At 71.1% G+C, this 25403-nt stretch carries 21 protein-coding genes and 1 tRNA gene; 12 read left to right on the top strand and 10 right to left on the bottom strand.

All coding sequences use genetic code 11. The annotated features are described in order from the left end of the window. Nucleotides 1-32 precede the first annotated feature (32 nt). Nucleotides 33-4343 carry a hypothetical protein gene (locus ACIP67_RS15950; protein ID WP_401692232.1) on the bottom strand — a complete coding sequence of 1437 codons (4311 nt, stop codon included), beginning with the start codon at nt 4341-4343 and terminating at the stop codon, nt 33-35. A 531-nt stretch (nt 4344-4874) separates the two neighbouring features. Then, on the bottom strand, nt 4875-5639 hold the full coding sequence (locus ACIP67_RS15945; RefSeq protein ID WP_401692230.1) for a glycosyltransferase family 2 protein: 765 nt from the start codon (nt 5637-5639) through the stop codon (nt 4875-4877). A 295-nt stretch (nt 5640-5934) separates the two neighbouring features. On the opposite strand from ACIP67_RS15945, the gene ACIP67_RS15940 reads away from it, so the two are divergent. Beyond that, the gene (locus tag ACIP67_RS15940; RefSeq protein WP_401692228.1) at nt 5935-6750 is read left to right on the top strand and encodes a lipase family protein; all 816 of its coding nucleotides are present in this window, start codon (nt 5935-5937) and stop codon (nt 6748-6750) included. A gap of 184 nt (nt 6751-6934) precedes the next feature. Here the strand turns inward: ACIP67_RS15940 and ACIP67_RS15935 are convergent, their stop codons facing one another. Continuing rightward, nucleotides 6935-7384 carry a DUF6344 domain-containing protein gene (locus tag ACIP67_RS15935; RefSeq protein ID WP_401692226.1) on the bottom strand — a complete coding sequence of 150 codons (450 nt, stop codon included), beginning with the start codon at nt 7382-7384 and terminating at the stop codon, nt 6935-6937. 349 nt (nt 7385-7733) lie between these two features. Between ACIP67_RS15935 and ACIP67_RS15930 the strand changes: the two genes are divergently transcribed. Both ACIP67_RS15930 and ACIP67_RS15925 read left to right on the top strand, forming a co-directional pair. Continuing rightward, nucleotides 7734-7862: a DLW-39 family protein gene (locus ACIP67_RS15930; protein WP_003999697.1), complete on the top strand. Its 129-nt coding sequence runs from the start codon at nt 7734-7736 to the stop codon at nt 7860-7862. Between the two features lie 288 nt (nt 7863-8150). Next, entirely contained in the window at nt 8151-9530 is a 1380-nt protein-coding gene (locus ACIP67_RS15925) for a hypothetical protein (RefSeq protein WP_401692224.1), read from the top strand. Here the strand turns inward: ACIP67_RS15925 and ACIP67_RS15920 are convergent. Together ACIP67_RS15920 and ACIP67_RS15915 are read right to left on the bottom strand one after the other, a co-directional pair. Then, nucleotides 9494-11260 carry a serine/threonine-protein kinase gene (locus tag ACIP67_RS15920; protein ID WP_401692222.1) on the bottom strand — a complete coding sequence of 589 codons (1767 nt, stop codon included), beginning with the start codon at nt 11258-11260 and terminating at the stop codon, nt 9494-9496. The two genes, ACIP67_RS15925 and ACIP67_RS15920, sit on opposite strands and share 37 nt — an antisense overlap. 215 nt (nt 11261-11475) lie before the next feature. Then, nucleotides 11476-12024, bottom strand: a complete 549-nt coding sequence (locus ACIP67_RS15915) for a helix-turn-helix domain-containing protein (protein ID WP_389519035.1) — start codon at nt 12022-12024, stop codon at nt 11476-11478. Nucleotides 12025-12208: 184 nt separating this feature from the next. On the opposite strand from ACIP67_RS15915, the gene ACIP67_RS15910 reads away from it, so the two are divergent. Beyond that, a tRNA-Ala gene (locus ACIP67_RS15910) sits at nt 12209-12281 on the top strand. Nucleotides 12282-12734: 453 nt separating this feature from the next. On the opposite strand, the gene ACIP67_RS15905 is transcribed toward ACIP67_RS15910, so the two are convergent. After that, a complete protein-coding gene (locus tag ACIP67_RS15905; protein ID WP_401692220.1) occupies nt 12735-13439 on the bottom strand; it encodes a DUF5324 family protein in 705 nt (234 codons plus the stop codon). A gap of 328 nt (nt 13440-13767) precedes the next feature. Between ACIP67_RS15905 and ACIP67_RS15900 the strand changes: the two genes are divergently transcribed. Together ACIP67_RS15900 and ACIP67_RS15895 are read left to right on the top strand one after the other, a co-directional pair. Further along, a complete protein-coding gene (locus ACIP67_RS15900) occupies nt 13768-14310 on the top strand; it encodes a peptidylprolyl isomerase (protein WP_401692218.1) in 543 nt (180 codons plus the stop codon). Between the two features lie 98 nt (nt 14311-14408). Beyond that, complete coding sequence (locus ACIP67_RS15895; RefSeq protein WP_401692216.1) at nt 14409-15302, top strand: rhomboid family intramembrane serine protease; 894 nt, start codon at nt 14409-14411, stop codon at nt 15300-15302. Nucleotides 15303-15558: 256 nt separating this feature from the next. Here ACIP67_RS15895 and crgA read toward each other — a convergent pair whose 3' ends face one another. Then, nucleotides 15559-15813: a cell division protein CrgA gene (crgA, locus tag ACIP67_RS15890; RefSeq protein ID WP_385063455.1), complete on the bottom strand. Its 255-nt coding sequence runs from the start codon at nt 15811-15813 to the stop codon at nt 15559-15561. Between the two features lie 140 nt (nt 15814-15953). On the opposite strand from crgA, the gene ACIP67_RS15885 reads away from it, so the two are divergent. From ACIP67_RS15885 to ACIP67_RS15860, 6 genes are all read left to right on the top strand, one after another. Further along, nucleotides 15954-16742 carry a DUF881 domain-containing protein gene (locus ACIP67_RS15885; RefSeq protein WP_401692214.1) on the top strand — a complete coding sequence of 263 codons (789 nt, stop codon included), beginning with the start codon at nt 15954-15956 and terminating at the stop codon, nt 16740-16742. Nucleotides 16743-16812: 70 nt separating this feature from the next. Beyond that, the gene (locus tag ACIP67_RS15880) at nt 16813-17547 is read left to right on the top strand and encodes a class E sortase (protein WP_401692212.1); all 735 of its coding nucleotides are present in this window, start codon (nt 16813-16815) and stop codon (nt 17545-17547) included. A gap of 4 nt (nt 17548-17551) precedes the next feature. Further along, nucleotides 17552-17761: a hypothetical protein gene (locus ACIP67_RS15875; protein WP_401692539.1), complete on the top strand. Its 210-nt coding sequence runs from the start codon at nt 17552-17554 to the stop codon at nt 17759-17761. Then, nucleotides 17758-18396, top strand: coding sequence for an aminodeoxychorismate/anthranilate synthase component II (locus ACIP67_RS15870; protein ID WP_389519042.1), 639 nt, complete (start codon nt 17758-17760; stop codon nt 18394-18396). The genes ACIP67_RS15875 and ACIP67_RS15870 overlap by 4 nt, the downstream gene beginning before the upstream one ends. Further along, complete coding sequence (locus ACIP67_RS15865; RefSeq protein WP_401692507.1) at nt 18315-19391, top strand: class E sortase; 1077 nt, start codon at nt 18315-18317, stop codon at nt 19389-19391. The genes ACIP67_RS15870 and ACIP67_RS15865 overlap by 82 nt, the downstream gene beginning before the upstream one ends. A gap of 6 nt (nt 19392-19397) precedes the next feature. After that, nucleotides 19398-20219, top strand: a complete 822-nt coding sequence (locus tag ACIP67_RS15860; RefSeq protein ID WP_401692210.1) for a class E sortase — start codon at nt 19398-19400, stop codon at nt 20217-20219. A 110-nt stretch (nt 20220-20329) separates the two neighbouring features. On the opposite strand, the gene pknB is transcribed toward ACIP67_RS15860, so the two are convergent. From pknB to ACIP67_RS15845, 3 genes are all read right to left on the bottom strand, one after another. Then, on the bottom strand, nt 20330-22324 hold the full coding sequence (pknB, locus tag ACIP67_RS15855) for a Stk1 family PASTA domain-containing Ser/Thr kinase (RefSeq protein WP_401692208.1): 1995 nt from the start codon (nt 22322-22324) through the stop codon (nt 20330-20332). A gap of 170 nt (nt 22325-22494) precedes the next feature. Beyond that, nucleotides 22495-23961 (bottom strand): penicillin-binding transpeptidase domain-containing protein, encoded by a 1467-nt coding sequence (locus tag ACIP67_RS15850; RefSeq protein ID WP_401692206.1) that lies wholly within the window; start codon nt 23959-23961, stop codon nt 22495-22497. Then, nucleotides 23958-25397 (bottom strand): FtsW/RodA/SpoVE family cell cycle protein, encoded by a 1440-nt coding sequence (locus ACIP67_RS15845; protein WP_401692204.1) that lies wholly within the window; start codon nt 25395-25397, stop codon nt 23958-23960. Before ACIP67_RS15845 ends, ACIP67_RS15850 begins: the two co-directional genes overlap by 4 nt. Nucleotides 25398-25403: the final 6 nt, after the last annotated feature.

Below are 25403 nucleotides of genomic sequence, written 5' to 3'. Positions count from 1 at the left end.
GGCCAGGCGTTGTGACGGGTATCACTTTGCTGTCAGGAGTCGTCGCAGGGAGGTTCGTAGGAGAGGCGGGGGAGGTACTCCTGCCACTTGTCCTTGGTCAGGACGCCGCGGGTGGTCGCGCAGATGTGGCGGATGGCGTCGTCGACGTCGAGGTTCCACAGACGCACGGTGTCCGTGCCGCTCGAGACGCCGAGCATGGGGCTCTGGGGGCTGAAGGCGAGGAAGTTGCCCGTCTTGGCGTTGGGGCTCATGGACTGGCCGATGGGGGCCGCCGCGGAGGGGGCGGCGACGTTCCAGAGGCGGACGGTGTTGTCGTTGCCGCCGCTCGCCAGGGTGTGGCCGTCCGGGCTGAAGGTCAGGGACACGACCGCTTCCGTGTGCCCGGTGAGGGGAGCTTCCAGCCGGGAGGCCCGGCGGGGGTCGGTGACGTCCCACAGGCGGACCGTGTCGTCGTCGCTGCCGCTGGCCAGCGTGTGGCCGTCGGGGCTGTACGCGAGGGTGTTGACCGGGCCGTGGTGCCCGGCGAGGGGCGTGCCGAGGAGAGCGGCGCGGCGGGGGTCGGTCACGTCCCACAGGCGGATCGTGCCGTCCGCGCTGGCGCTCGCCAGGGTCCGGCCGTCCGGGCTGAACGTGAGGGCGTTGACGTAGCCCTTGTGGCCGGTGAGGGGGGTGCCGTAGGGGGTGGGGCGGGACGGGTCGGTGATGTTCCAGAGCTGGAGGGTGCGGTCGTCGTAGGCGGTGGCGAGGGTGCGGCCGTCGGGGCTGAACGCCAGTGCCTCGGGGCCCATGAAGCGGGTGCGCAGGGTGAGGGGAGCGCCGTAGGAGACCGGCCGGGCCGGGTCGGTGACGTTCCACAGGTACACCGAGCGGCTGCCGGTGAGTACGGCTAAGGTGCGGCCGTCGGGGGAGAAGAGCAGTGAGCGCTGGCCGCCGTTGCCGGGCAGGAAGGGCTCGTTGAGCAGGACGGGCCGGTCCGGTCTCTCCACGTTCCACAGCCGGACGCTGCCGTCGCGCGCGGCCGTGGCGAGCACCCGCCCGTCCGGGCGGAACGCCCCGCTGCGGCCGATCATGTCGGACGTCGGGATCGACCACAGGCGGATCTTGCTGTCGCCGCTCCCGGTGGCGAGGGTCCGGCCGTCGGGGCTGAAGCCCAGGGCGTACATCTCGCCGCTGCTCCCGGCCAGGGGTTCACCGACCTGGGACGGGTACGCCGGGTCGCTGACGTTCCACAGGCTGGCCGTGCTGTCGGCGCTGGCCGCCGCGAGCATGGTGCCGGCGGGGTTGAACGCCACCGACCAGATCGGCGCCGTGTGCCCGGTGAGCGGCGGCCCGAGCTGGCCGGCACGGCGGGGGACGGAGACGTCCCAGAGGCGGATGGTGTCGTCCGCGCCGCCGCTGGCGAGGACGCGCCCGTCGGGGCTGAACGCCACGGAGTGCACGAGGTCCGTGTGGCCGGTCAGCTTACTGAGCGCCGCGGGCCGGTCCGGCTCGGCCACGTCCCACAGCCGGACCGTGTCGTCGTCACCGCCGGAGGCCAGCGTCCGTCCGTCGGGACTGAACGCCACCGATCGCACCGCGGCGGTGTGGCCGGTCAGCGCGCCCAGCGCCTTCGGCCGTGCCGGGTCGGCCATGTTCCACAGCCGTACGGTGCGGTCCTCGCCGGCGGAGGCCAGGGTCCGCCCGTCGGGGCTGAAGGCGAGCAGGTAGATCGTGCCCTCGTGGCCGGTCAGGGGAGCGCCGAGCGGCTTCGGACGGCGGGGGTCGGTGACGTCCCACAGCCGGATCGTGCCGTCGTCGCCGGCGCTGGCGAGGGTGTGGCCGTCCGGGCTGAAGACGGCGCTGCTCACCCAACTCGTGTGACCGGTGAGGGGCTTGCCGAGCGGTGCGGGGCGTTCGGGGTCGTGTACGTCCCACAGCCGTACGGTCCGGTCGTAGCTGGCGGTCGCCAGGAGCCGTCCGTCCGGGCTGAACGAGGTGAGGTAGACGGCGCCGGTGTGGCCGAGGAGGGGGGTGGCCAGCGGGGCGTTGACGATGGAGATCAGCCGGTTGACGGTGCCCTTGTCGTCCGGTCGCAGGCGGTGCGCGACCAGGTCGAGCTGCGCGGACAGCGACGGGTCCGTGTACTGGACGCGGTCGGCCTCGGCGACGACCTGCTCGAACACGGCGTCGTTGCGCTGTTGCCAGGCGACGACCGCCGCGCCGACGGCCAGGATCGCGAGGACGACCAGGGTCGACACCGCGGCACGGCTGAGCAGGACGATCCGTCTGCGCAGCCTGACCGAGGCAGCCAGGAACTCCACCGCGCCGCGGGTCAGGTAGGTGTCGCCGGCGGACCGGGCCCACGCACGGGCCTGTTCCAGACGGGAACCCCGGTAGAGCAGCGACGCGTCGCGCCGGGACTCCTCCCAGGCCCTGCCGTCCTCCTCCAGGCGCTGGCGCAGCAGGTTTCCGTTGCGGTCCTCGTCGATCCAGTCGCGCAGTCGCGGCCAGGCGTGCAGCAGCGCCTCGTGGGTGATCTCCACGGTCTCCGCGTCGAGCGTCACCAGCCGGGCCCGCACCAGCGCCTCCAGGGACTCCTCGGTCTTGCCGGGGTCCGTCGACTCGGCCGCCAGCTGGCGCCGGGTCCCGCGCCGGCGGGTGGCCTGGGTGTCCTCGCTCAGCCGGACCAGCCGGAGCAGGAGCAGCCGCGCCGCCGTGCGGGCCGCCGGGTCGAGTCCGGACCACGCGCGTTCGGCGGTCGCCGCCACCGCTCCCTGGATGCCGCCGGCCGCGCGGTAGCCCGCCAGCGTCAGCCGGCCCGCCTTCCGCCGCTGCCAGGTGGCGAGCAGGGCGTGGGAGAGGAGCGGCAGCACGCCCGCGTCGTGCGCGCCGCGCGGACCGTCGGCGCTGACCTCACGGACGATCAGCTCGGCGAGGCCGGGCTCGAGTTCCAGTCCCACGGCTTTGGCGGGACCGGTGACCGCCTCGCGCAGCTCCGCGGTGGTCAGCGGGCCGAGCACCATGTGCCGGTGCTGGAGGGCGTCGGCCAGTTCGGGATAGCCCAGGCACTGCTCGTAGAAGTCGGCGCGGATGCCGAGGATGACGAGGACGGGGGCCCGTTCGCCCAGTGCGTCGGGGGTGCAGGCGGCGTGGAGGAACTGGATGAAGGTCCGCCGGGCCGTCTCGTCGGGGCAGAGGGTGAAGGTCTCCTCGAACTGGTCGACGATGAGGACCGGGCGGGGGGACGGGGTGGGGGACGGGGTGGGGGGAGGGGGAGAGGCCGGCGTGGGGGCGGGCGGTGTGCGGACGGATGGTGTGGGCTCGGACGGCGTGGGGGCGGGCGGTGTGCGGACGGATGGTGTGGGCTCGGACGGCGCGGGGGCGGGCGGTGTGCGGACGGACGGTGTGGGGGCGGGCGGCGTGGGGGCGGGCGGTGTGCGGACGGATGGCGAGGGTTCGGACGGCGTGGGGCCGCTGGGTGTCGTCGTCGCCCAGGCCGTGACGGCGGCCCGTACCGTCCGGGCGAAGTGCGGGGTGCCGGGTCCGTTCGCCGCCGGCACCGGTGTGTCCCGCGCGGGCGGGCCGGTCCGGGCCGGGTGGGGAGGGGGCTGGGTGAGGTCGGGGAGGGCCCGGGTGAGTTCCGGGAGGGAGCGGGTCAGCTCCGCGAGGGGATCGGCGCCCGGTACGAGGTGGAGGACCTTTCTGCTCCGGTTGTCCTCGTCGCCCGGCGCGCCGTCGCGCAGCGCGGGCACCAGGCCGGCGCTCAGCAGGGAGGACTTGCCCGCCCCCGAGGCGCCCACGAGCATCACGAGGCCACCGGTCTCCTCGGCCGCGCGGAGTTGGGCGACCAGGGCCTCCGTGCTCCGTTCCCGGCCGAAGAACCAGCGGGCGTCCTCCTGGCGGTACGAGGCCAGCCCCCGGTACGGGCAGACACCGCCGGGGACGGGCGGGGGGTCGCCCGGGGGCTGCTCCTCCTCGGCCGTCTCGGGACCGTCGACGACCGGGTCGGCCACCGCGCGTTCCCACAGGCGCTGCCACTGGGTCAGGTCGTAGAGTCCCGTGGACACCGGGACGGGACGCAGGCGGCGCGCCTCGGGGATGAGCACATGCAGGACCGCCGCCAGGGCGGCGAACTGTGCGGGCACGTTACGGGCCCGCCGCCAGTCGCTGATCCGCTGGGCGGACACCCGTACGGGCCGCCCGCGTTCATCGACCCGCTGAAGGCGGGCGACCGCTTCGGACACGCGCTTGAGCGGCGGGTTGCCGGCCTCCCTGTACAGCAGCGCGAGACGTTCCGCGAAGGCCGTGCGCGCCCCTGAGCCGGAACCCAAGTCTCCACCCCTTACTCCCCCCGCAGTCGGCATCCGGTCCGGAAAACTCACTTTATATGGCTGACCTGCGGTTAAGCCGGGGACCGGACGCCGGAGCCTCCCTCCGCGCGGGCCGAAAATGGCAGGATCGCGTCGTAGCGGCGCATCAACCGGACGACGCCCGCACAGGCCACCAGCTCAGCGGTCGCGGGCGGCTCGGGGCGCCGCATGTTCCCGGCCAATTTTCGCCAGAGTTCCCATACGGTCGCGACCCCCGTCGCCTGAGCGCGCGGGGACCCGATAAGCAGTTCCCCGACCGGACTGCTGCCCCACCCGGGCCACGGGTTCCCGGCTTACCTCGGTCCACGCCTCCACGGCGCGGGCCGACGTCACCCGCACCGTTCGGCAGCGGTCCGCACGAGGGGAGGGACCGGTGCCGAACGGTGCGGCGTGTGGGGTGCGGCGTGTGGAGCCGGTGGGTCGCCGTCGGGGCGCCGTCGGGTCGCCGTAGGGGCGCGGTCGGTTGAGGGAGCCGTGCGGGGGCCGTCACGCCGGTAGGTCTCTTGGTTCGCGTAGGGGGAGCCCTCAGGGGCCGCGCCACCGCAGGGACGCCAGCGCCCGGGCCCGGGCCGCCACGACGGCCATGCGGGCCGCCCGTTCGGCCGGATCGACGTGTGATGCCTGCCCCGTGGCCTGGCCGTCCCACTTCCGGTACAGGAGCCCCACCTCCGCCGAGAACCACCCACGGCTCACCGCGTCGAGCGCCAGCAGCAGCCCGGTGTCCTCCGACGCCGGCAGCGCCATCCAGCCGCCCAGCGCGAGCAGCAGATCACGCCGTACGCACAGGGTCGCCGGATGCACCTGCGTCCGGTAGCCGTTCGCCGTCCAGTGGGCGAGCACCTCCCCCCGCTCGATCGGCCCGTCGGGCGGATCGTCCGGGAAGCCGGCCGTCGTGCCGTCCGGCAGCAGGTCCAAGGCGCACGACGTCGCCCATCCGATCGCCGGGTCGCTTTCGAGGGCGGCCAGGTCGCGGGCCAGGGCGCCCGGGGCGAGCCGGTCGTCGGCGTCCAGGACCTTCACGTACTCGCCCTCGGCGTGGGCGAGCGCGACGGTGCGGGCGACACCCGGTCCGCCCCGGCGCCCCTGACGGAAGGTCACGCGCGGGTCGTCCACCGGCAGGTGCGGGGCGACCTCGTCCGTGGCGCCGTCCTCCTGGACCACCCAGTGCCACTCCCAGCCGTCGGGCAGTTCCTGGTCGCACAGCGACGCGTGGGCCTCCGGCAGGTACGGGGCGGACGGGGCGTGCACCGCGGTGACGACGACGATGCGCCGGCTCACGGCAGCAATCACCGCACTCACCACCTTTCCGGGAGCGTGGTCACGGACGACTCCGTCATGGTCTACCAGCCTATGGACCGTCAGAAGGGGTGATGGGGGCGGGGGGTTACGGGGTTCGCGGTGGACGGGCGCGTCGTCGGCCCGTACGGGGATCGTATGTGTGCCCGTACGCGGATCCGTGCGCCCCTGATCTGCTTCGCGCGCCGCCCGTGGGGCCGGATGTCGCGCACGGACCGGCACGCGCGGCCCTGCCAGCATCACGGACCGTTCCTCTCCCCTCCCCCACGCCGTCGAAAGGAAGACGCCCGTGTCCGTAGCGCCCCTGGACCACTCCGCCTCCGGCTACTCGCCGACGCACGCCTACTGGCTCGCGCACGCCGCCCGTGCCGCGTACCAGCCCCCGGAGAAGGCCGAACAGCTCGCCCGCGACTGGAAGTTCGACCGGTTCCGCCACTTCTCGGCCCCCCACACCATGCCCTTCCCGATCGAGGACACCCAGGCCTACGTCGCCGCCAGCGAGCACATGGTCCTCGTCGCGTTCCGCGGCACCGAGCCGGAGCAGATCCGCGACTGGCTCACCGACACCGCCACCCCGCCGGTCCCCGGACCGGACGGTAAGGGCTACGTGCACATCGGATTTCACCGTGCGCTCGACGTCGTGCACCCGCAGATCCGCGAGACGGTCGCGGAGTTCAAGGACAACGGCCAGTCGGTGTGGTTCACCGGGCACAGTCTCGGCGGAGCCCTGGCGATGCTGTCCGGCGCGCGCATGTACTTCGAGGCGCCCAACCTGACCCCGCACGGCGTCTACACCTACGGCCAGCCGCGTACCTGCGACGCCGCCCTGGCCACCGCCTACGACACCGCGCTCAAGGGACGCACGTTCCGGTTCGTCAACAACAACGACATCGTGCCCCAGGTCCCGCCGACGCCGTTCCGCCACGTCGAGGCCCTCCGCTACTTCGACGCCGACGGCAGGCTGCACGACCGCATCCCCGCTGTCGGCCTGCTCGCCGACAAGGTGCGGGGCGCCACCGCGGATCCGTTCGCGCCGGCCGGCGACGGCATCCGCGACCACTTCATCGACCGGTATGTCGCCCTGCTGGAGAAAAACGTGCGCTGACCTGTGCCGCCCGGGCTGACCGAGGCGTGCCGACGCGACCGGCCGCCGTGCGAGGGTCCCGCCCGACGTCCGGCGGGCACGGCGGAGGCCCGGTGGCTCGTGGGAGCCGCCGGGCCTGCTTCGTGCGCGCTGTAACGCTGTACGCAAGTCGCCGTTACATCGTGTCGGTGGGGGTGCCGTGTCCTCAGCGCTGGAGCGGGATCGGCGCCTTGGGCCCGCGCGGGAGGGCCTCGGGCTCGCAGGACGTCGTGAAGGGCTCGGCCGGCTCGCCCGGGCCGGTGCCCGGGGCGGCTTCCGGGCCGGCGGCAGGTTCGGTGGCCGGCTCGGTGGCCGGTTCGGCCGGGTCCGCCTCCGGGAGGGGCCGCGTGCGGCAGCTGGGTGACTTGCCGTGGGCCTCGGCGCGGATGCGCTGTTTCATCGTGGGGGGCAGTGACCGTGCGTGGAGCCAGGCCCAGGGGGACACCGCCGGCACGGCTGGGTGGACGGTGCGCCCTCCGTTGTCGCTGTTGCGCGCCGGCTCGGTCTGTGCAACCGCCGTCGTGGCGGTCGTCGTGATGAATCCGAGCGCGGCGCACACGGCGAAGAAGGCGGTGACGATGGCGGTCCACAGCTTCATGACCCGGTTCTCGGTCATGTCCCTCACTTTCGGGTCGAGCGATTTGCGTACTTTCCTCATGATGTGTATGAGGGCTGCGAAGTGGTGGAGCAACGCTCGCGCCGCCGCGATGTTCGGATGAACACCACTCGGATGGCCGCATAAGGGAAGAAAAGTATTGGAGGTGTGCGCAGGTGGGGCGAAATCACCCTCCGTGGAGAAGTGATCACCCTCCGGTCCGATGGGGCGATCCGGTCTCTCCGGTCTCGGCTACTGCGCCGCCGCGGGCGGTAGTTGAGGGGCCGACGCAGGTCACCGATCGATATCGGTCGGTGTGTATAGTCGGGCGCCAGAGGTCCCCAACGTCAACGAAAGACGAGGTCGCGCGGTGAAGAAGCTTCTCCTGGTCGCACTGGCCGCCATCGGCGGGCTCCTCGTGTACCGCCAGATCCAGGCGGATCGCGCCGAGCAGGATCTGTGGACGGAGGCGACCGACTCCGTGCCCACGGGTTCGTGAACACCGACACCGAGAACTGAGCAGACCCCGGCCGCCTCAGCGGTCGGGGTTTCGTGTTGTACGGGACCCCGACCCCGTACAGGGGTGAACGTTTCGGACGCCCGTACGGAATGCGCGGGTGGCGCCCGGGCCGACGGGGCAGGATGGCCCACGGCCGGGTCCGGGCGGATCCGGTGCCGGCGAGGGCGAGGGGGCGTGCGGATGGGCCGGCGTGCGGAGCGGCGGACCGCCCGGAGGCGAGTCGCCGCGAGGACCGGGGTGACCGCCGCTGTGAGGGTCATGGCGCGCATGGCCGCTGTGACCGCGGTGACGGCAGTGACCTTCGTGACGTCGGTGCTGCTCCCCGGGACCGCTGCCGTGGCGACCGTCCTCTCCTACCCCTACGACCGTGACGACGACCCCGACTCCGCAGACGCCCCCGACTCCGCAGACGGCTACGGCTACGGCTACGGCTTCGACGACGACGCCCGGAGCGCCGAGGCCGCGAAGGGCACCGGCGACGCCGTACGTCTGTATCCCGGTACCACCTACCGGAGCTCCCTCACGGGCCGTGGCAAGGCCTACTACCGCCTCGAACTCGACGCCACCTCGAACACCTACGTCTCCGTCACGGCCGTCCCCCGCCCCGGCGCCGCGCCGGCGAGCGGCGACGGGATCAGCGTCTCCGTGCAGAACGCCGACAGCGTCGGCTGCTCCTACGACTCCGTGATCACCGGCGCCTCCGGCAACCCGCAACCGATCACCGCCTGGGCCGCCCGAGAGATCCAGCCGGGCCTGGGCCTGTGCCAGGAAGCGGGCACCTACTACGTCGTCGTCGAGCGCACCGGCACCGGCACCGGCACCGAGTCCGACCGGCCCTGGGACCTGGAGCTGGTGCCCGTCTCCGAGCCGCCCCTGGAGAAGGCGGGCGCCACGGGCGTGCCCGAGACGTGGAACTCCGCCACCCCCGCCCCGCTCACCGCCGAGCCGGTGGCCCGCCGGGGCGGATCGGGCTTCGCCGGGGCGACCCCGCTGTCACAGGGCGTCTGGAGCGACGACCTCACCCCCGGCCAGACCCTCTTCTACAAGGTGCCCGTCGGCTGGGGGCAGCAGGTGTACGCCACCGTCGACCTGGACAGCGCCGACCAGGACACCGGGTTCGTGGTGCCCGCGCTCGACATGACGCTCTACAACCCGGTGCGCGCCGAGGTCGTGCACACGAGCGCCGGCTACGGCGGCAGACAGACGTCGACCTCCCTCGCCCCCGTGCCGCCGGTCCGCTACGCCAACCGGTACGCCCCCACCGACCCCGCCGACAGCCTGCGGTTCGCCGGCTCCTACTACCTCGTACTGCATCTGTCGGCGCAGGTCGCCGAGCGTTTCGGTGACGGGCCGTACGGCCTGAGGCTGCGCGTCCGCGTCGACGGAGCGGCAGGCCGGTCCGGGCCGGGGTACGCCGGGCAGCCGGTGCCGCGTGACGTCTTCGACGCCGGTGCGCGGGAACCGGCCCGCGCGCCGGGCGGCACCGTGGCCGCGGGCGAGGGCGGTGGCACCGCCATGAGGGCGGTCGCGGTGGGCGGTATCGGCACCGGCAGCGCGCTGCTGCTGGTGCTCGGCGTGTGGACGGTCACGGCCCGGCGCCGGACCTCCGCTCAGATCCGCGCCAACGCCCAGAACCCCACGGCGTAACAGGCCAGCGCGAGCAGCAGCAGCGGCAGCGCCACCTTCGCGGGCGGGCCGGGCCGACGCGGCGCACGGGCACGGCGGTGCCCCCGGCGGGTCCCCGCTGTCCTTCCGGGGGCAGCGGGGGCAGCGGGGGCAGCGGGGGAGACAGGGGCCTCGACGGAAGCGAGAGCCTCGGCGGAAACGGGAGCCTCGGCGGAAACGGGAGCCTCGGAGAAAGCGGGAGCCTCGGAGGAAACGGGAGCCTCGGAGGAAGCGGGCGGCGAGGGCGGCTGCGGCGAGAACGGCCGCGCCGCCGGATGCCGCGGCCCCGAGGGCACGTCCTGCGGCGGCGGGTCCTGAGCCGTGTACGAAGCCGTGGTGGAGGCGCCGGTGCGTCGGCCGCCCGAGTGCAGCGCGTACGTGGAGTCGTACGGGGACCCATGGGGGGAGACGTGCGGGGAGCCCGTGACGTGGTGCGGTTGCGGAGGGAGAGCGGGAGGGGGCTCGGGGGTGGAAGCCGGAGTGGAGGCGGGGGTGGGCGTGGGCGTCTGGGTGGGCTGCGGGGGCGGCAGGTGGAAGCTGCCGGTGTCCGACATGGAGGGGGCGGGAGCACCGGTCGCGGGCACGGAGGCCGGCGAGCGTCCGGGTTGACGTGGATCGCTCGCTGTGGAGGACGTGCCGGAGCCGGAGCCGGAGCCGGAGCCGGAGCCGGAGCCGGTGCTGGAGCCGGTGCTGGAGCCGGAGCCGGAGCCGGTGCTGGAGCCGGTGCTGGAGCCGGTGTCCCGGCCGTACGTCACGGACCCCGTACCCGGGCCGTGCTGCGGCGAGGTCCGCTCGAAGGCCGACGGCGCCACGGTGATGCCCGTGGCGCGCTTCAGAGGGCCCTCGGGGCCGAACCCCGGCGGCAGGGGCCCGAGTTGGTCGAAGATCTCGATCTGCTCGTCGTCCGGGCCGGGCTCGGGCAGCAGCTCCGCGGCTGCCGCCAGTGCCTTGCGCACCCCGGTGGCCGTACGGAAGCGGGCCTGCGGATCCGGTTGCAGCAGCGTGGCCACCACCTGCCACAGCGGCTCCGGGATGCTCTGGGGCGCGCCGGGTGTGCCGTGTTCCGCGAAGTAATGGACGAGCGCCTTGGCGTCGGGCTTGGCGCCCTCCAGCAGATAGAGCGCCACCAGGCCGACGGCGAACAGATCGGCGGGGAAGTCGGGGTCGGAGCCCAGCATCTGCTCGGGCGCGAGGTAACCGGGCGTACCCACGACGAGGTTGGTCTCGGTCAGGCGGGGTTCGCCCAGGCGCATCGCGATGCCGAAGTCGGACAGCCGCAGCCGCGGCCGGGCCGTGCCGGTGGCCTCCAGGAGCACGTTGGCGGGCTTGACGTCACGGTGCACGACGCCCTCCGCGTGGACCGCGGCGAGTCCGGACAGGAGCTGGTCGAGGAGCGTGCAGACGAACGCGGGAGGCAGCGGACCGTAGTCGCCGACGAGGTGGACCAGCGACCCGCCACCGACCAGGTCCATGGTGAACAGGACCTTGTCGTCGTCGGCGGCCCAGCTGGCGGGGGCGAGCACATGGGGGTGGTCGATGCGCAGGGCCTGCTCGCGGACGAAACGCAGCAGGGCGTGGGCGTCGCGCTGCTGGAGCACCTTGGCGGCCACGTAGCGCCGGCGCCGGTGGTCCCAGGCGCGCCAGACGGCGCCCACCCCTCCACGGCCGATCGGGTCGGCGAGTTCGTACCGTCCGGCGAAGACCTCACCCATGGCAGTGCGTCGCTCCTCCCCCTGCGGTTTCCCCCTGCTGTCCCTCGTTACCCCCGTGACGAGTGACAGGACCCCCTCCGTGACGAGTGACTCGACCCCCTGGACGCGTGGTGCGTCCCTTTCCGGGCGGCAGGACCCCCGTGACGGGCGATGACGCCCTCCTGCCTGTCTCCGGCCCGGTCGCCGAACCCCCTTCGGTCTTCCGGGCCGTCGGCTCAGCTCTGGTGGGACTGGTAGTGCGCGACCGCGTCGGAGGTGCGGCCGGCGCCGTACACCCGGAGGAACTCTGCCAGCTCCGGGTGGGTCGGGGCGAGGGTGTCGGCGGCCTCGATGATGTCGCCGGCGGCGGCGACCGAGCGCAGCAGCGACTGGATCTCGCGGACCACGCGCTTGACCGTCGGTGCCCCCGAACCGCTGGTGGTCTGCGTGGTGTTGTTGAGCACCGAGCCTCCCTGCGACCTCTTGATCTCGTCCATGCGCTCGGTCGCCTCGGCGGCGCTGACGCTGCCGTCGGCGGCCTGGGCCGCCAGCTCCTGAAGCAGCTGCACCCGCTGCACCACCGCCGGATTGCCGATCTTCGCCCGCTGACCGCTCATCAGCTGCGACAGCATCGGCGCCGACAGTCCCAGTACCCCCGCGAGACGAGCCTGGTTCAGCCCAAGATCGTCGATGAGCTTGCGGAAGAGCGCCCCCAGCGGCTCTCCGTACCAGTTCCGCTGCAGTTCCCGCGCTCTCGCGGTGGCTTCCTGCTGTGCGGCGTCCATGTGCGTCTCCCCATCGCTTCCCCAGAAACCGTGGTTCGCTGCCGCGAACCACGCCGAGCATCTTACGGAGCGTGGTCATGCGCGGGGACCCCCAATCTTTTTGCGGGATCAGGGGGGTGACCCGGTACTCTGGTCTGCGGCGCCCACCGGTAGGGGGTTTCTCCGGCTGGACGCTTTTCTTCCAGGGGCCTTAGCTCAGTTGGTAGAGCGCTGTCTTTGCATGGCAGATGTCAGGGGTTCGACTCCCCTAGGCTCCACCTGGAGACGCCCTCCGAACTGCGGAAAAGCAGTTCGGAGGGCATTTTTTTTGCGCCCTGTGCGGAGGCAGCGCCCGCAGGAGGCCCCGATACGCCCCCTCCGCCACGGATACGCAACGGGTACACCCTGAGCGCGCTCCGTCACCGCCGTGCGCGGCGAGCACCGCTCCTGCACGGCGAGCACCGCTCCTGCACGGCGAGCACCGCCCCGGTACGGCGAGCACCGCCCCGGTACGGCGAGCACCGCCCCGGTACGGCGAGCACCGCCCCGGTACGGCGAGCACCGCCCCGGTACGAGGAACACCGCCCTCATGAGGAACACCCCTCCGGCCACGTAAACGCGGTCAAAGGGGTGTTTCACGTGAAACGTCGTTCCGGTCCGCCGTGATCGCCGTACATCGCCGGCCCACGTCGTAGGCGCCACGTACTCGATATGTCGTAGGAGTCGAAGCCTCAGCTGCGGTCCTCGCGGTTCGCGGCCTCCTCCTCGGCCTCCTTGGCCTGGACCTCGGGGTCGAGGGCGGACGTCTCGCCGGTACCGCCCACCGAGTTCAGACCGCCCCCGGCGGGGACCTCCGTGGCGGCGGGCGGCTCGACCAGCCAGTCCGGGTTGGCCTGCTTGTCCCACCACTTCCAGGCTGCGTAGGCGCCCGCGCCGACGAGACCCGCCACGGCCAGGGCCTTGGCGAGCTTGCCCGCCCGTGCCCGCCGCCGGTGCTTGCGGACCAGTTTCTCGATCTCCTTGGGCGTCACCTGGCCGCGGAGCGCGGCCAGCGCGGCGATGCCCCGGGCGGCGGCCTCGTCCTTCACGGGTCCGGCCGCGGCCTTCGCCTGCTCGATCCTCGGCCGGGAGTACTCGGCGGCCTGCCGTGCGGCCTGACGCGTCCGGGCGGCCGCCTCATGAGCGGCATGGTCGACCTTCGGCGGCACATGCGCCCGGGCCTGCTCCAGGCGGGGCGCGACAAGGGCGCCGTACTGCACGCGGGCCTGTACGGCGGCCTGGGACACCTTGGGCGCGAGCCGTACGCGGGCCTCCTGCGCATAGAGCGCGGCCCTCTCCTTGGCCGTGTCGGCGTAGGGCGCCACCACTTCCGCGGCGTGCAGCACGCTGTCCTTCGCCGAACCGGTCGCGGCGCGCACGCTGTCGATGCGGGTCACGGGTTCCTCCTCCTCGGTGGCGTACGGTATTTCGACTTTCCACCCTTTTACGGATCATGCCTGTCGGCGGCCGCCTCGGCATGCGCGGAGGGGCATACGGGTGCCGAACGTCCCGAGTCGTAGTGATCGGATGCAAGAGGGGGTGAATACGGGGGGACAGGGGCTTGTCGTCGACAATGCCACGGATCGGCTCCGCCCGCTCCCGCCCCGGAACGTCCCGGGCGCCCTTCCGTACCGGAGTGCCCCCTTCCGCCGCGGGTGCCGGGCGACGTGCGGTCCCGGGCGTGCGAGGATCGGGGCGTTACAGGAAGACAACGGAAGGCAGATCGTGGCCGAGCAGCTGTACGCCACCCTGAAGACCAACCACGGCGACATCAAGGTCCGGCTCTTCCCGGACCACGCCCCCAAGACGGTCAAGAACTTTGTCGAGCTCGCCACCGGCGGGCGCGAGTGGACCCACCCCGCCACCGGCGAGAAGTCCTCGGCGAAGCTCTACGACGGCACGGTCTTCCACCGGGTGATCAGCGGATTCATGATTCAGGGCGGTGACCCGCTGGGCAACGGCACCGGCGGTCCCGGCTACCAGTTCGAGGACGAGTTCCACCCGGACCTGCGCTTCGACAAGCCCTACCTGCTGGCCATGGCCAACGCCGGTCCGGGCACCAACGGCTCGCAGTTCTTCATCACCGTCTCCCCGACGGCCTGGCTGACCCGCAAGCACACCATCTTCGGCGAGGTCACCGACGCTGCCAGCCAGAAGATCGTCGACGCCATCGCGGGCACGCAGACCAACCCGCGCACCGACCGCCCGCTCAACGACGTCGTCATCGAGTCGGTCGTCATCGAGCCGGCCCCTGTCGAGAAGCACTGACGGCAGGACGCACCGGTTCCCGTCGGGAACCATTTGCCCCGCTCGTCCGTAGTGACGAGCGGGGCACAGCCTTGCAGACGACGACGTTGGGGGACCCCATGGACCAGGCGCCGGGCAGCCGCCGGGACGACGCCCACAGCGGCCTGCCCGCTTGCTATCGGCACGCCGACCGTGAGACGGGCGTGCGCTGCACCCGGTGCGAGCGCCCCATCTGCCCCGAGTGCATGGTCAGCGCCTCCGTCGGCTTCCAGTGCCCGGACTGCGTCCGCACCGGCTCCGGCACGGGACACGCGCCCTCGGCGTCGCAGCCGCGGACCCTCGCGGGCGGCACCGTCGCCGCCGACCCCCGCCTCGTCACCAAGGTCCTGATGGGCCTCTGCCTCGCCGCGTTCCTGGTGCAGCTCTCGGTCGGGGACCGCTTCACCGACCGGTTCGACCTGATCGGACAGGCCTACGTGCCGGCCCTCCAGGACGTCGGGGGTGTCGCGCGGGGCGAGTGGTACCGGTTGCTGACCTCGATGTTCCTGCACAGCAACTACATGCACATCCTGTTCAACATGCTCAGCCTGTGGTGGCTCGGCGGTCCTCTCGAACAGGCCCTCGGCCGGGTCCGCTACCTCGCGCTCTACTTCGTCTCGGGTCTCGCGGGCAGCGCCCTGACCTACCTCCTCGCGGCCCCGAACCAGCCCTCGCTCGGCGCCTCCGGCGCGATCTTCGGACTGTTCGGCGCCACCGCCGTCCTGATGCGCCGTATGCGCTACGACATGCGGCCGATCATCGCCCTGCTGGTGATCAACGGGATCATCACCTTCGGGTGGGGCAGCATCGCCTGGCAGGCCCATGTCGGCGGTTTCGTGGCCGGCGTCGCCATCGGCTACGGCATGGTCCACGCCCCGCGTGAGCGGCGTGCCCTGGTGCAGTTCGGCACCTGTGCACTGGTGCTCGTGGCAGCCGTGGTGATGACCCTCCTGAGGACCGGCCAGCTCACTTGAGCGCAGGTTGTCCACAGCGTGTGCCCGATCTTGTGCACACGGTGGGGGAACAGCTGTGCCCCCTGTCACCGACCGATGTTCTCGCAGGTCAGGCAGGGGGCGAACAGGTTTTCGAGGACTTGGGGTTCGTCACACCGGTGTCAACCTCAGGCCGGTTATCCACAGATCGTCGTTCTTTTTCCCCACTGTGGAAAACGGCTGTGGATAACTCGGTGGATACCCCTGGGCAGAGGTGGACGGAGGAGTGGTCCGCCTGCTACTTCCACTGGGTGGAGACGCCGAATCCGGCGGCGATGAAGCCGAAGCCCACCACGATGTTCCAGTTGCCCAGCTGGTCGAGGGGCAGGGACCCGTCGGTCACGTAGAACACGACGATCCAGGCGAGCCCGATGAGGAACATGGCCAGCATCACCGGCGCGACCCAGGCCCGGCTGTTCAGCTTGATCGCGGTCGCCTGCTTCACCGGCGGCGGCGTGTAATCGGCCTTCTTGCGGATACGTGACTTCGGCACGAGGGTCTCTCCTGTCGATGCGCTGCGTGGCCGCGCAGGGAACTGGGTCGGGCTCGGGGCAGCGTACAAGGGGACACTGAGGCTCCCCCGGGCGTCCGTTAGCGTAGTGCTTCTACGGCGCCGAAGGAGATAAGGGTACGTTGAGCAATTCTGCCGACTCCCCCGGGACGGGTTCAACGGGTTCCGCTCCCGTCCACCGGCCCCGTTTCCGCCCGGTGCGGGTGCTCACCGTGGGTGTCTTCGCCCTCGCGGGACTCCTCTTCGTCACCAGTTTCAACACGGCCAAGGGCACCAACATCCGCACCGACGCGTCCTTGCTGCAGCTTTCCGACCTGATCCAGGAGCGCAGCCGCGAGAACGGCGCACTGGACGAGTCCAACGCCGCCCTGCGTGACGACGTGGAGTCGCTGGCCGAGGCCGACGACGGCAGCACCAAGGCCGAGGACGAGAAACTCGCCGGGTTGGAGGCGCAAGCGGGTACGCAGGAGCTCAAGGGCGAGGCGATCACGGTCACGCTCAACGACGCTCCGCCCGACGCCACCGCCAAGCTCCCCGGCTATCCCGAGCCGCAGCCCGACTATCTGGTGATCCACCAGCAGGACCTCCAGGCCGTGGTGAACGCCCTCTGGCAGGGCGGCGCCCAGGGCATCAAGGTCATGGACCAGCGGCTGATCTCCACCAGCGCCGTGCGCTGCGTGGGCAACACCCTGATCCTCCAGGGCCGTGTCTACTCACCGCCGTACAAGATCCAGGCGGTCGGGGACCCGGAGAAGCTCCAGCAGGCGCTCGCGGACTCGCAGGCGATCCAGAACTACATGGTCTACGTCAACGTCTACGGCCTCGGCTGGAACGTCACCGAGGACGGGACGGTGACGCTGCCGGGTTACTCGGGCACAGTGGACCTGCATTACGCCGAGCCGGTGGAGTAGCCGCGGGCAGCCGGGACCTTCCGGAAGAAGCGGAGCAGCCGGAGCAGCCCTTCGTTCCAGGGAGCCGCCGGTGCGCCTGATCGTCCGGACCGTCAGCGAGCTCTGCGTCACCCTGGGCACCGTGATCGTGCTCTTCGTCGTCTACGTGCTGTTCTGGACGGGCGTGCGGGCCGACCACGTGATGGACGAGCAGGTCGACCACCTCCGTGACCAGTGGGCGCGGCACCCGGCGCAGAGCTCCTCCCGGTCCCCGCAGTCCCCGCAGTCCCCACAGCCCTCGTCGCCCCCGCAGTCCCCGAGTGCCTCCTCCAGCCCCGCGCCGCCCGCCGCGTACCGGCCGGGCAGCCCCTTCGCGATCATGTACATCCCGCGGCTCGGTTTCACGTGGAACAAGCCCGTGCTCGAAGGCACGGACACCGGCACCCTGAAGAAAGGGCTCGGCCACTACACGGGCACGGCGCGGCTCGGGCAGACCGGGAACTTCTCCGTCGCCGGGCACCGCCGCACCTACGGCGACCCCTTCAAGGACTTCCCGAAGCTGCGGCCCGGCGACGCGGTGGTGCTGACGGACGGGACGACCTGGTTCACGTACCGGATCGACCGAGGGCCCTACCGGACCGTGCCGGCGGACGTCGAGGTGATCGACGCGGTGCCCCGCGCGTCGGGGTACACGCGTCCAGGGCGCTATCTGACGCTGACCACGTGCGACCCCGAGTGGGGGCACAGTCACCGGCTGATCGTCTGGGCGCACCTGGACTCCACTCAGCCCGTGGAGGCAGGCGAACCGGAAGCCCTCCACCATTAGTCTGGTGGTGTACGGCGTGAGTCTGGTGCCGTGGTGCGACGGAAGGGACGGCATGTACGGCTGGATCTGGCGGCATCTGCCGGGAAACGCCTTGGTGAAGGCGCTGATCTCGATCGTGCTGGTTCTGGCTGTGGTGTACGTCCTGTTCCAGTACGTCTTCCCGTGGGCCGAACCGCTGCTTCCCTTCAACGATGTGACGGTGGACAACCAGTGAGCGCGCGCATTCTCGTCGTCGACAACTACGACAGCTTCGTCTTCAACCTGGTCCAGTACCTGTACCAGCTGGGCGCCGAGTGCGAGGTCCTGCGCAACGACGAGGTCTCCACGGCCCATGCGCAGGACGGCTTCGACGGAGTCCTGCTCTCCCCGGGCCCGGGCACGCCGGAGCAGGCCGGCGTCTGCGTCGACATGGTCCGCCACTGCGCGACGACCGGCGTCCCCGTCTTCGGTGTCTGCCTGGGCATGCAGTCGATGCAGGTGGCGTACGGCGGCGTGGTGGACAGGGCACCGGAGCTGCTGCACGGCAAGACGTCGCCGGTCGAGCACGAAGGCGAGGGCGTCTTCGCCGGGCTGCCCTCGCCCTTCACGGCGACCCGCTACCACTCCCTGGCGGCCGAGCCGGCGACGGTGCCCGACGAGCTGAAGGTCACGGCCCGCACCCACGACGGCATCATCATGGGCCTGCGCCACCGGGAACTCCCGGTCGAGGGAGTGCAGTTCCATCCGGAGTCGGTGCTGACCGAGCACGGGCACCGGATGCTCGCCAACTGGCTGGTGGAGTGCGGCGACGAGAGTGCGGTGGCGAGGTCGGCGGGCCTGGCGCCGGTGGTGGGCAGGGCCACGGCGTGACCGCGCTGCGCCCCGAGCGCGAGGACCTCTACGGCGGCCCGCCGTACGAGCCTCCCCTGGACGACGAGACGGTGGCCCTGCGGATACCGCAGCCACCGGAGTCCGCGTTCGGCGGCGAGCCCCTGGTCGGTTCTGGGGCCCCGGCCCCCTCTCCCGCTCCGGGAACCCCCGCCGGTGGCCGAGCGGCCCGCAGAAAGGCCGCCAAGCGCCGTCACGGGCGTCGTGGCGGCGAGGGCGCGGTCCCCGCACCCGCTCGGTCCGAGGAGTCGCCGTCGCGGCCGCTCTCCCGGGTGGAGGCCCGGCGGCAGGCGCGGGCGCGCAAGCCCGGCGCGGCCGTGATCGCCAGCCGCGCCGTCGGCGAGGTGTTCATCACCACGGGCGTGCTGATGCTGCTGTTCGTCACCTACCAGCTGTGGTGGACGAACGTCCGGGCGCACGCGCAGGCGGACCAGGAGGCGGACAGCCTCCAGGACGACTGGGCGAACGGCAAACGCAACCCGGGGACCTTCTCGCCGGGGCAGGGATTCGCCATCCTGCACATCCCCAAGCTGGACGTGGTGGTGCCGATCGCCGAGGGCACCAGCAACAAGAAGGTGCTCGACAAGGGCATGGTCGGGCACTACGGCGAGGGCGCGCTGGAGACGGCCATGCCCGACGCGAAGACCGGCAACTTCGGGCTCGCGGGCCACCGCAACACGCACGGCGAGCCGTTCCGGTACATCAACAAGCTCCAGCCCGGCGACGCGATCGTCGTCGAGACGCAGGACGAGTACTACGTCTACAAGATGGCGTCGATGCTGCCGGTGACCTCGCCGAGCAACGTGAGCGTCCTCGAACCCGTGCCCGTGGGCTCCGGATTCACCGGGCCGGGCCGGTACATCACCTTGACGACGTGCACGCCGGAGTTCACCAGCAAGTACCGGTTGATCGTCTGGGGCAAGATGGTCGAGGAACGGCCGCGCAGCAAGGGCAAGCCGGATGCGCTCGTCGAGTAGGGGCAGATGACCGTGGCAGCGACCACCGACGACACTGAGCACGCGGAACCCGCGGAACCCGCGGAACCCGCGGAACCCGCGGAACCCGCGGAACCCGCGGAAAACGCGGATCGCGCAAAGCACACCGACGCGTCCCCGCCCGCGCCGCGGCGCCGCGGCCGGATCGCCCTGGCGGTGAGCGTCTTCGGCGAACTCCTCATCACGGCCGGGCTGGTGCTCGGCCTGTTCGTCGTCTACTCCCTGTGGTGGACCAACGTCATAGCCGACCGCAGGGCGGACCAGCAGGGCGACAAGGTGCGGGACACCTGGGCCGCCGAGGACACCGGCCCGGGTGCGCTCGACACCAAGAACGGCATCGGCTTCCTGCACGTGCCCGCCATGAACAACGGTGAGGTCCTGGTCGAGAAGGGCACCTCCTCGAAGATCCTCAACGACGGTGTCGCCGGCTACTACACCGATCCGGTCAAGGCCACGCTGCCCACCAGCGGCAAGGACGGCAACTTCTCGCTGGCCGCACACCGCGACGGCCACGGCGCGAAGTTCCACAACATCGACAAGCTGAAGAAGGGCGACCCGATCGTCTTCGAGACGCGGGACAACTGGTACGTCTACACGGTGTACGCCGTCCTTCCGGAGACGTCGAAGTACAACGTCGAGGTCCTCGGCGCCGTCCCGAAGGAGTCGGGCCGGAAGAAGGCCGGCCAGTACATCACGCTGACCACCTGCACGCCGGTCTACACGAGCCGGTACCGGTACGTGGTCTGGGGCGAGCTGGAGCGCGTGGAGAAGGTGGACGCGGACCGGACGCCGCCGGAGGAACTGCGCTGACCCCGCGGCGGCGCCGCCTGCGCGGGAACGCCGGGGACAGCGGCTGACCACGAACGACACGGGCCCTGCCGGATCGACCGGCAGGGCCCGACGCGTCGGTGGGGGCGGTATCAATCCTCCCCGTCGCCTCCGCCGAAGAAGTTCACCCCGCCGTCGTCGCCGTTCCCGCCGTCGTTGTTGCCGTTGTTCCCGCCGGCGGCGACCAGGTTGACGGTCTGCCCCTTGCTCACCGTGGTGCCCGGCTGCGGGTCCGAGCTGACGACGACGGCGTTGTCGTCGCTGGAGCCGGTGACGCTGCCGACGGTGAGGCCCGCGTCCTCGATGGCCTTCTTGGCGTCCTTCAGGCTCAGGCCCTGGAGGTTGCCCGGGACCTGGGTCTGGGTGCTGCGGCCGATCTGGATCTGGACCGTGGAGCCCTTGTCGGCCTGGGAGTTGGCCGTCGGCGTGGTCTGGATGACCTTGCCGACCTGGTTCTGGTCCTGGGTGTCGACCTCGGTGCAGCTGCCGACCAGGTTGTTGGCCTCCATCTGCGCCTTGGCCTCGTCACAGGTCTTGCCGGAGACGTCGGGGACGGTGGCCTTCTCCTCGGCCTTGGCGATGGTGAGGGTGATCGTGGACCCCTTCTCCACCTCCTTGCCCAGCTCCGGGTCCTGCCCGATGACCGTGCCCGCCTCCTCCGAGGAGACTTCTTCCTTCGTCTCGACGACGAGCTGGTACTTGTCGCCCTCCAGCGTCGACTTGGCCTCTTCCAGGGTCTTGCCGAGCACACTGGGCACGGCGACCTTCGGCGCACCGGTCGAGACGACGATGTTGACCGTGTCGCCCTTGTCGACCTCGGTGCCGGCCTTGGGGTCCTGCTCGCAGACGCTGCCCTTCGGCGTGTCCTCGCAGGCTTCCTCGGTGCTCACCAGCTTCAGCTCGACGTTGGTGGCCATCGTCTTGGCGCGTTCCAGGGTCTGCCCGACGAAGTTCGGTGTCTCGGTGGGCTGGTCCTCGGCGCTGCCGCCGAACGCCCACTTGCCGATCAGGATCGCGCCGACCAGCACCAGCACGGCCGCGACGACCAGCAGGATCGTCGAGGTGTTGGACTTCTTCTGGCGGCGTCGGTCGGGGCGGTCGTCGTAGCCGAAGCCGCCGTCGTCCGGGCTCATGGGGGGCAGCATCGTGGTGGCGCCGGCGTCCGTGGAGCGCAGGGCCGTGGTGGGCTGGTCGTCGGGGTAGCCCCCGTAGCCGACGGTGCCCATCGCCGCCGTGGCCGCGACCGGCTGGCCGTCGAGGCAGGCCTCGATGTCGGCGCGCATCTCGTCGGCGGACTGGTAGCGGTAGTTCGGGTCCTTGACCAGCGCCTTCAGGACGATGGCGTCCATCTCGGGGGTGATCTCGGGGTCGAAGACGCTGGGGGCCTGCGGTTCCTCGCGGACGTGCTGGTAGGCGACCGCGACCGGGGAGTCGCCGACGAACGGCGGCCGGACGGTCAGCAGTTCGTAGAGGAGACAGCCCGTGGAGTAGAGGTCCGAGCGGGCGTCCACCTGCTCGCCCTTGGCCTGCTCCGGGGAGAGGTACTGGGCGGTTCCGATGACCGCGGCCGTCTGCGTCATCGTCATGCCGGAGTCGCCCATGGCGCGGGCGATGCCGAAGTCCATCACCTTGACCTGGCCGTTGCGCGTCAGCATGACGTTCGCCGGCTTGATGTCGCGGTGGACGATGCCGGCCCGGTGCGAGTACTCCAGGGCCTGGAGGATGCCGATGGTCATCTCCAGCGTCCGCTCCGGCAGCAGCTTGCGGCCGGAGTGCAGCAGCTCACGCAGGGTGGAGCCGTCGACGTACTCCATGACGATGTACGGGATCGAGACCCCGTCGATGTAGTCCTCGCCCGTGTCGTAGACCGCGACGATCGCGGGGTGGTTGAGCGAGGCGGCAGACTGGGCCTCCCGGCGGAACCGGGCCTGGAAGGAAGGGTCGCGCGCGAGGTCCACGCGCAGCGTCTTCACCGCCACGGTGCGGCCGAGGCGGGTGTCATGCGCGAGATAGACCTCGGCCATGCCACCACGGCCGAGCACATGGCCCAGCTCGTACCGGCCGCCGAGGCGACGCGGCTCTTCCATAGCTACCTACCAGCCCTCTCCGTCGGTCCCGACCGGCACACATGTGCGGCCGGAGGCTGCCGTCCGGGCATTACCGTACCCGGACGGCGCTGCGTGACCTGGCCAAGCCCGTCACCCGATACAGGACCGGTATCGCAACGTGCACCGATGTGTAGGCGACGTGATCGGGGTCACTTCTTGCTGTCGATGACTGCCTGCATCACTTTCTTCGCGATCGGCGCGGCCAGACCGCCACCGGTGATGTCGTCACGGTTGGCGGAGCCGTCCTCGACGACCACGGCGACGGCGACCGGCGAGCTGCCGTCGGACAGCTTGGCGTAGGAGATGAACCAGGCGTACGGCTTCTCGCTGTTGTTCAGGCCGTGCTGGGCGGTACCGGTCTTGCCGCCGACGGTGACGCCGTCGATCTGCGCGGTCGTACCCGTACCGGTCTTCACGACCGTCTCCATCATCTGCTGGAGCTTCTGCGCGGTCTCCGAGGACACCGCCTGGGACAGCTCCTGCGGCTCGGTCGTCTCGATGGTGTCGAGGTTGGCGGCCTTGAGCTGGTCGACCATGTACGGCTTCATCAGCTTGCCGTCGTTGGCGACGGCCGAGGCGACCATGGCCATCTGGAGCGGGGTGGCCCGGTTGGAGGCCTGGCCGATGCCGTCCATCGCGTTCTGCGGCCGGTTGTCCTCGGGGTAGACGCTCTCCGAGGCGCGGACCGGGGTGTCCAGCTCGGCGTTGTTGTAGCCGAACTTCTCCGCCTGCTCGATCATCTTCTCGCTGCCCACGGTGTCGGACAGCTTCGCGAAGACGGTGTTGCAGGAGACCCGCAGGGCCTCGCGCAGGGTGGCGTTCTCGCAGTCGCCGTGCTCGTTGGTGAGGTCCGTGGTGGTCTGCGGCAGCTGGTACGGGTCCGGCGTGTCGGTGGCCTCGTCGATGCCCGAGACGACGCCGTTCTCCAGCGCGGCGGCCGCGGTGACGACCTTGAAGGTGGAACCCGGCGGGTACGTCTCGCGCAGCGCCCGGTTCAGCATCGGGTCGTCCTCGTTGTTCTCCTTCTGGACGGCCTTCCAGGCCTCGGCGTCCGAGTCGGACGTCCCCGCGAACTTCGACGGGTCGTACGACGGCGTGGAGACCAGCGCGAGGATCTTGCCGGTGGTCGGGTCGATCGCGGCGACGGCGCCCTTCTTGTCGCCCAGCCCGTTGTACGCGGCCTTCTGCGCGGCGGCGTTGAGGGTGGTGACGACGCTGCCGCCCTCCTTCTTCTTGCCCGTGATCATGTCGAGCGTGTTGCGGAAGAAGAGCCGGTCGTCGTTGCCCGTGAGGATGCCGTCCTCCAGCTTCTCCAGCTGGTTGGCGCCGAAGGCCTGCGAGGAGTAGCCGGTCACGGGCGCCCACATGGCGCCGTTCGTCCAGGTGCGCTTGTACTTGTAGTCACCGCTGGTGGCCTCGACGGACCCGGTGATCGCCTTGCCGTCGACGATGATGTCGCCGCGCGGGGTGGCGTACCGCGCGATGTTGACGCGGCGGTTGGCGTCGTCGGTGGCCAGGTCGTCGGCCTTGGCGTACTGGAGCCAGTTGTCGCGGATGAGCAGGGTGAGGATCAGGAGTCCGCAGAAGATCGCGATCCGGCGCAGGGGCTTGTTCATGACGGGCGGACCACCTGGGTCATCTCGGCGTCGGGGTTGGCGGCGGGGGCCGGGGCGGGGCGGCGCGCGGTGTCGCTGATTCTCAGCAGGATGCCGACGAGCGCCCAGTTGGCGATGACGGAGGACCCGCCGTACGCCAGGAACGGCATCGTCATACCGGTGAGCGGGATGAGGCCCATCACACCGCCGGCGACGACGAAGACCTGGAGCGCGAAGGCGCCGGACAGGCCGATGGCGAGCAGCTTGCCGAACGGGTCGCGGGCGGCGAGGGCGGTGCGCACACCGCGCTCGGCGATCAGGCCGTACAGCAGCAGCAGCGCCATGATGCCCGCCAGGCCCAGCTCCTCGCCGAAGGTGGCGAGGATGAAGTCGGAGTTGGCGGCGAACCGGATCAGCTCGGAGTGGCCCTGGCCCCAGCCGGTGCCGAGGGTGCCGCCGGAGCCGAACGCCCACAGCGCCTGCATGGCCTGCTCGGAGTGGCCGACGACGCCCTCGCGGGAGAGCGTGTACTCCTTCATCGGGTCGAGCCAGGCCTGGACGCGCTGCTGGACGTGCGGTTCGAAGCTGGCCACACCGACCGCGCCGGCCGCGGACATCAGCAGACCGAAGACGATCCAGCTGGTCCGCTCGGTGGCGACGTACAGCATGATGACGAACATTCCGAAGAACAGCAGCGAGGTGCCGAGGTCGGTCTCGAAGACCAGGATCAGGATCGAGATGAACCAGACCACGAGGATCGGGCCGAGGTCGCGGCCGCGCGGCAGGTACAGGCCCATGAAGCGGCGGCTGGCGAGCGCCAGCGCGTCCCGCTTCACCATCAGGTAGCCGGCGAAGAAGATCGCGAGGACGATCTTGGCGAACTCACCTGGCTGGATGGAGAAGCTGCCGACCTGGATCCAGATCTTGGCGCCGTAGATGTTCTTGCCGAGGCCGGGCACCAGCGGCAGCAGCAGCAGGATCAGCGCGCCGACCATGGAGATGTAGGTGTAGCGCTGCAGGACGCGGTGGTCCTTGAGGAAGATCAGCACCGCGATGAAGAAGGCGATGCCCATCGCCGTGTACATCAGCTGGCGCGGCGCGGCGGTGCCGGCCTGCTGGATGGACTGCAGCAGCTCGGACTGGTCGAGCCGCCAGATCGCGACGAGCCCGAGTCCGTTCAGCAGGGTCGCCACCGGCAGCAGCAGCGGGTCGGCGTACGGCGCGAACTTGCGCACCACGAGGTGGGCGACGCTGGCCAGCAGGCCGAGGCCCAGGCCGTAGCTGAGCAGGCCGGCCGGGACCTGCTCGTCGATGGCGAGGCCCACGTTGGCGTAGGCGAACACCGGGATGGCGACGGCGAACACCAGCAGCGCCAGCTCGGTGTTGCGCCGGCTCGGCGTCCCGATCGAGCCGATCGTGGACGTGTGGTGCGTCGGCGTGTTGGTTGAACTGCTCATCGTGTG

The sequence above is a fragment of the Streptomyces sp. NPDC088812 genome, from assembly GCF_044750285.1.
Lineage (GTDB): Bacteria > Actinomycetota > Actinomycetes > Streptomycetales > Streptomycetaceae > Streptomyces.
The sequence above is the reverse complement of the archived record's forward strand: the minus strand, read 5'-3'. Positions and strand labels throughout refer to the sequence as shown.